Origin of the sequence: Prevotella sp. AM42-24, assembly GCF_003461825.1 — a bacterium.
GTDB classification, from domain to species: Bacteria; Bacteroidota; Bacteroidia; order Bacteroidales; family Bacteroidaceae; genus Prevotella; species Prevotella hominis.
Window position 1 is genome coordinate 236 of sequence record NZ_QTXV01000103.1, and the last position, 6,113, is coordinate 6,348.

Sequence of the window (6,113 nt, forward strand, 5' to 3'; positions counted from 1 at the left end):
ACGTTTAAGGTCACAATTTGTGATCTCAAAAATAAAGATAGGAATATGGCAAACATAACGGAAAAGACAGGAAACGGCGAACTGGTCACAAATCGTGACCAGTTGGTTGTTGTTGACAATATAGAGCCTCTAATAAAAATCATTAGAGGACAACAAGTTATGCTTGACCGTGACCTTGCCGCACTTTATGGCGTTGAAACAAAGCGTCTTAATGAGCAAGTAAAACGTAATATTAAACGATTTCCAGAAGATTTCATGTTTCAATTGACCAAGGACGAATGTTTAAGGTCGCAAATTGCGACCTTAAACGAAGAACGCGGACAACATTTGAAATACATGCCTTACGTATTTACTGAAAACGGAATCGCTATGCTTAGTAGTGTTTTACGTTCTGACACTGCGATTGAGGTGAATATTCGAATAATGCGAGCTTTCACTTCAATGCGTCACTTTCTACAGAACAATGCCGAAGTGTTTCAGCGTCTCTTCCTCTTGGAATACCATCAATTGGAAATGCAACATATCTATTTTTGACTTTATGTGCCTTTTAATGGCACGAAATTTATTTGTGTATAATCATTATTTGGTGGAAAATATGGTAAAAAAGATAATTTTATTATTGGTGGTCATTTTGCCCCTTTGTGGTTGCAATCAAAAAGTCCAATGCACAGAAACCTCTGAGAATGACAGCATAGCGGAATTTTTCAGGAAGTTTTATGTTGGCTGTAATGACTATTATGCTCAAAGAGTTAATGTCGATGATTCTAAAGGCAAAGCCTACTGTCAAGCTTTGCAAGACGATTTTGTATCATTCCTCAAAAACTTCTGCTGTGATGATATTGTTGCTGACGTTAATAGGATGAATTTTGATATATATGGGTGCGATATAGATACCCTTAATGATAGTGTATTTGGTTCTTTGTATGTGGAAAAGATGAAATATGACAAGAATGTTTATATAGTGCATCTGCAAACAGATTCCCTACATATTCAAAGACCATATACACTTACCAAACAGGGTGGAAAAATGAAAATCTCTGCCATTGGCAAACGCAAACTTCCCATGGTATTTTGTAATGACACATTATGGATAAAGGATTGTCCTCAATGTATTGATGAATTTAATAAATGGCATGGAGTTGCTATCTCAACCAATTATGATGTAGTTGATAGCTTAAAGCTCGCTAAAGATTTTAGGGTGGCAATTTTGTCTCCTAATTTTGATAGTTGGAAAGATGCTCCTATACCTCCGATTTGCTCTGATCGTCTCTTGCTTGTTGAGTATAAAAATAAACAGGAGGTTTATGATAATGTGATAGGCAATGGAGAGCCTACTGGAGGGTGGTTACCATATGAAATGCTGGTTAAACCATGGAAAGACAAAACTACGGATTTTGTAGAACGCAGTGACTTCATTCTTTCATATGGTGATGGTAATGGGTACAAGATTTATTATACAATAGGTATCAAAATGATAGAAGGTAAGGCTTATGTGACGGGCATAAAGTGGGAAGAACATGACTCTGGACTTTTATTTCGCAAACAAATCGTACAAGAGTATGATGGCAAGCAAATGCCTTTATCTTCATATAGTAGGTGTATGCCTTGGGAGTTGTCGCAAGAATAGGAATCATTAATCGATGACATATATAGTAGAAAGAAAAAATTGGCTTTTTCTACTCATTCCATGTAAAACGTTTTATCATATGACATGCATATATATACGACAGTAAATCAATGAATCTATACGACAGTAAGTCATCATATATGCAATTCTCTGCTTACCGATAGGTTGATTCAGATACTCGACTTTGGAGAGGTATCTACCGATAGGCAAGTGCTTTCGAGAGTAACTCGAAAGGTTTTGAGTAACTCAAAACATAACTTGCTATCGTCAGATACCTCGATTTTTCAAATCATCTCAGAGTCTGAAACCACGTTGCCTTTTAGGAGTGCGGAAACGTGGTTGAGGCTCGTCAATAATTTCGAGTTTGAAGACATCTATCAACTTCCGAATGGCAGGATTCTGTTTGATGAGGGCTTGAAGTTTTGCTTCTGCAGGCTTGATTTTGAGCAAATAATCAGCAATGTCCAAGCCTTTAGCTTTATCTTCTTCGCAGGCTTGATGCTCTAAAAAGTCGAAAAGTGTTGCACGGATGCCGAGAACTTGCATCATTGGCAGCTTATCTTGCCAAACTGTTGTCGCTCCCAAATCAGGGAATAAGACCACATCTCTGTTTTTCAGAACAGATAACGACTTCGTGTTAAAGCAACCATTCTTACCACCACTTGCTATCCATAAGAATTGAGGAAGATAGTAGGAGGCTATCAAGGCTGTCTTCTCACTTTCAACCAATGCTATAGGCTTGGTCTTGTCTTTATTTATAAGATGTTCGCCAAAGAAGCATTGACAGAGATTGAAATCCTTGTGGGGGATAAGCGAGTGTACCCATGAAATATGGTTGTATGGTTCTTTTACTCGCTTACCTGTCTCGGGATAATAGAGCATTACCTTACCAGTTCTCACCTTACCTTGATTGTCAACTTGCCAAAATACCGTGGCACCTGTCCAGTGTTTGGAAGTTCCGACATGATATTTCTCCATCAAAGAAAGAGTAGCTGTTTCACCGAATTGAGAAGATAGAAACAAGAAAAGGTTGTTCGCCTCATAACATTTCTGAGAACTTCGCATGATGTTCTCGTCTATATAAGAAGTGGGTAATGGCTTCAGCATTTCTCTCTTCTTATATGAAATAGTCTCATCCTTTGTGAATGTCTCATTCTTCTCGGGATTCTTCTCAAAAAAATCCTTGGGAGTGAAGTGATAACCACAACTTTGCTCATGGTTGCAGCGCCCCACGTAAGGAGGAAACTCAATCTTCCCTTCTGTGTCAATATATCGGGCGAAGCTACGTTTCTTATGACATTCTAGACATGTATGTCGGGTAGCGATGCCTTTGTATGGCTCTAATATGAATCTATGTGTACTCATTTCATTTCTTTTTTTATGTGGCGGTTCTGTCGGTTTTGTCGCTTTTGGTATTAAAACCGTCAAAAGCGACAAAACCGACAATACCGTCACGAGTTAATCTTTGAATATTCTCCATGCTTCTCTTTGCGAAATAGAACTCCGATGTTATCATTCAGAAATCTTTCCAATGTCCTTGACTTCATGTCGTTCTCTTTGGCGACATCATGAGCTTGCGCCGTGGTGAATGTTGCAGGAAGATGGTTGACGATTGCTTGTTGTTGAGCGGTGAGCATATTCTCGTTGAGGATATTTTGTACTGATATGGCAGAGTTCTTGAAATAATCTGTCAATCGGATGGCTCGCTCTACACTCAGCAGGTCGATGGCTTCCTTATCACATTCTCCACACGTCCATCGTGCCAATTGAATAATCAGACAGAAACGGATGATGTATATCTCCAACTTGCAATAGATGCTGACAATGGTATCATTTGTTTCATTGTCGCATTGCTCGGAGAAATGATGCTGCCATTCATAGAGCCTTGCCTTAGCTTCTTCAGTGAATGATAAGACATGAGGCTCGATTTCCTGTTGCTCATTTATTGGACACTCCATATCAATAAGGTGTTGAATGATGGCTTGCCAATCTCGCTCTATATTATCGGGCAACTCTCGGTCACTCCATCTCGCTTTCTGCTGAAGGTTAGGCATGACGAACAAAATGCGATCGATGAAGCCGTTGCTGGAGCGTTCGCCTTTCGCCAACTCACTAAGTATCTTCTTTTGGATGGTTCCGATTACTGAGATATAGGGGCGTTTAATGAAGATGGAACTTTTGGAACTTCTTCTGTCTGATATGGTTGTCTTGGCGCTAAAGACTGATAGCCAGAACTGTTCCTCTGAACCATTGTTATAGCGGTTGAAGTTCTTGAACCATGCAGATAGCTCATCTGTCCATAGGCACAAACCCCTCTTGTTCTGCGCATGAATATAGCTCAAGCCTTCTGGTGTGACATCAGAGACCAAGAAACGTTTGCGTACAGGTTCTTGCGGAAATCCATCCTCTCCATTTTCAATGCGTTCCTTGCGAGACATGCACATCTTTTCCTCAAACTTACTGTATTGCTCCTCGAACAACTTGTTTTGCTCATAGTCGTAATCGAGGAATGGCTTCATAGCGAAGCTAAGTGGGTGGCTCTTGTTGGCTCCTGGTCTTCCGATAAGAGCCATGTATAAGATAGGACTTTCAAGCCAACCTTGTTTCATCTGTGCCAAGTGCGTGTTGCCGATACCAACAGCCAATGCAGTGAGTATGGCTGCTGATATATAGTCGGTAGGGAAACTGTGGCATTCGTGTACCTCCTTGATGATTCTCTGAATCTTGGCAGGAAAGATGCTTACGGGAAACTGGCTTCCTGATAGGCGAGTACTCATATCAATAGCCTTATCCATGATAATCATTGGATTGATGGAAGTTTCCTTATTGTTATTTAAAGCTGTCATTTGGCATAGAGTTAAAAATTATACATTGACTTGGGTTTGCGCTTCATTCCTCCTTGCATGGCTTTTAGCATTTCAGAATGGTTCTGCTCCTTGGTAGCTTTTCGACCATTCTCAATCCATGCAAGCAGCTCATCCTTATAGAAGTATAGCTTCTTACCTTTTTTATAGGATGGCAGAATGCCTTGGTTAACCAATCGATAAATGGTTGGCTTCGACTTCATTATAATAATAGCAGCCTCATCAATCTCAACCAATATATGGTTATTTGCTGATGATGTAGGTTGAAGTGCTGATACCATTTGCTTCAACTCGATAACTTGTTCTGTTAAATAAGAAACCGCTTGTGGTAACTTATCAAAGGTGATACTTTCATTTATCATATCTGTTCATTTTTATTATTCGGGTACAAAGTAAATGAGTTATGTAATGGAGATAAATATCACTGAGATATAACCTCTGAATAACTGCTCAATGCTTATCAGCAACAATAATGTGTCTTGATTCCGCCTTGAACATCTAAGCTTGGTAGTAATTCTATGATGCAGGTACCTTCCATTCTTAACTTCCTAATAATAGTGGATATTTCCACATCAACCAGCGCATCAGCAAAAACTTGTTTTATAAAGGTTGCTGTATCAATGCCTTTCTTCTTGAAAAGGTTTCCTATATTCCAAGCATAATGCATTAAGTCTATAGTACGAATAGCCTTGTCAACAATCAATGAATGATGTCTCATGTGTGTAGAGGCACAACACTGGAAAATAGCGATGTTGTCACAAAGTTGATTCAAATGCTCCTCTTTCATGTAGGCAGCAAAAGTTCTTCTGGTATAATCGATAGCTGAGTTTAACAAGACCTTTTCCTTTTTGGCTTTGTCTTCCAATGCTTCCTGTCTCAACTGTTCATAGCTTGTAATACAAGAAGAGGCTTTATCTGCATAGACGAAAGTTACATCTTCCAGGTTTAGCTCTTCTCCCTCGTCATATGTATTTGTTTCATTGATGGCAATAGAAGACTGACGCTTTCTTTCTGTATTGTTTACTGTATTACAAAAGATATGCTTAAACCATGGGGCAAGCAATCGTACGATACTATCTAATGCATGGAGATAAACAACCATCAGTATGGTGGTTGAGATAACGAACGTCAAGTTGCAGCTAAAGGTGTCTACACCATATTGCATAGCTTCGTTGCGAACAAGTGCACCAATGATAGACATTGCACACAAAACCAATAAATGCTGTGTCAAAAATTCTTTTTTAAACTGTTTCATATTGCGTATTATTAATCATTTGTGGTGCAAAAATAGGAAAAACTGCAGAAACTGACACGTGAGTCACGCGTGACTCACGTAAAACTTTTAGGAGCCTTTAACTAAAAAGCCCGATATTGAACATTTTTTCAATATCGGGCACCATGAAATGAATGCAATGGATTTATTTAAGAGAAATCTTATTTGCTGTCTCTCTTTTCTTTGCGTTCACGAGGTCGGCATATATCTGTGTTGTGCTTACATTCTTATGGGTAAGCATCTTCGAAACCGTGTAAATGTCTGTGCCTAAGGCGATTTGGATTGTTGCATACGAGTGCCGGAAGCAATGCACAATTTAAGCAAAAGCAACGGAAAGTGAATATGAGAG

At 39.2% G+C, this 6,113-nt stretch carries 6 protein-coding genes and 1 pseudogene; 2 read left to right on the forward strand and 5 right to left on the reverse strand.

Going from position 1 to position 6,113, the window contains the following annotated elements; all coding sequences use genetic code 11:
- Positions 1–534: ORF6N domain-containing protein (locus DW917_RS17880; protein ID WP_370453547.1), on the forward strand; the 534-nt coding region annotated here is incomplete at its 5' end.
- A gap of 61 nt (positions 535–595) precedes the next feature.
- Positions 596–1,627, forward strand: a complete 1,032-nt coding sequence (locus DW917_RS15940) for a hypothetical protein (protein WP_147344237.1) — start codon at positions 596–598, stop codon at positions 1,625–1,627.
- 294 nt (positions 1,628–1,921) lie between these two features.
- On the opposite strand, the gene DW917_RS15945 is transcribed toward DW917_RS15940, so the two are convergent.
- From DW917_RS15945 to DW917_RS15965, 5 genes and pseudogenes are all read right to left on the reverse strand, one after another.
- On the reverse strand, positions 1,922–2,992 hold the full coding sequence (locus DW917_RS15945) for a DUF6371 domain-containing protein (RefSeq protein WP_118120310.1): 1,071 nt from the start codon (positions 2,990–2,992) through the stop codon (positions 1,922–1,924).
- An 86-nt stretch (positions 2,993–3,078) separates the two neighbouring features.
- The gene (locus DW917_RS15950; protein WP_118120312.1) at positions 3,079–4,473 is read right to left on the reverse strand and encodes a YfjI family protein; all 1,395 of its coding nucleotides are present in this window, start codon (positions 4,471–4,473) and stop codon (positions 3,079–3,081) included.
- A gap of 11 nt (positions 4,474–4,484) precedes the next feature.
- Positions 4,485–4,853: a helix-turn-helix domain-containing protein gene (locus DW917_RS15955; RefSeq protein ID WP_089542644.1), complete on the reverse strand. Its 369-nt coding sequence runs from the start codon at positions 4,851–4,853 to the stop codon at positions 4,485–4,487.
- Between the two features lie 98 nt (positions 4,854–4,951).
- A complete protein-coding gene (locus DW917_RS15960; RefSeq protein WP_118120314.1) occupies positions 4,952–5,746 on the reverse strand; it encodes a hypothetical protein in 795 nt (264 codons plus the stop codon).
- A 163-nt stretch (positions 5,747–5,909) separates the two neighbouring features.
- Positions 5,910–6,074 (reverse strand): annotated as a pseudogene (locus DW917_RS15965) (tyrosine-type recombinase/integrase); the annotation flags it as partial.
- Between the last annotated feature and the right edge of the window lie 39 nt (positions 6,075–6,113).

Excerpts from the sequence above, each read along its gene's own strand:
- DW917_RS15940 (WP_147344237.1), top strand. The coding sequence starts at position 596 with ATGGTAAAAAAGATAATTTTATTATTGGTGGTCATTTTGCCCCTTTGT.
- DW917_RS15945 (WP_118120310.1), bottom strand. The coding sequence starts at position 2,992 with ATGAGTACACATAGATTCATATTAGAGCCATACAAAGGCATCGCTACC.
- DW917_RS15950 (WP_118120312.1), bottom strand. The coding sequence starts at position 4,473 with ATGACAGCTTTAAATAACAATAAGGAAACTTCCATCAATCCAATGATT.
- DW917_RS15955 (WP_089542644.1), bottom strand. The coding sequence starts at position 4,853 with ATGATAAATGAAAGTATCACCTTTGATAAGTTACCACAAGCGGTTTCT.
- DW917_RS15960 (WP_118120314.1), bottom strand. The coding sequence starts at position 5,746 with ATGAAACAGTTTAAAAAAGAATTTTTGACACAGCATTTATTGGTTTTG.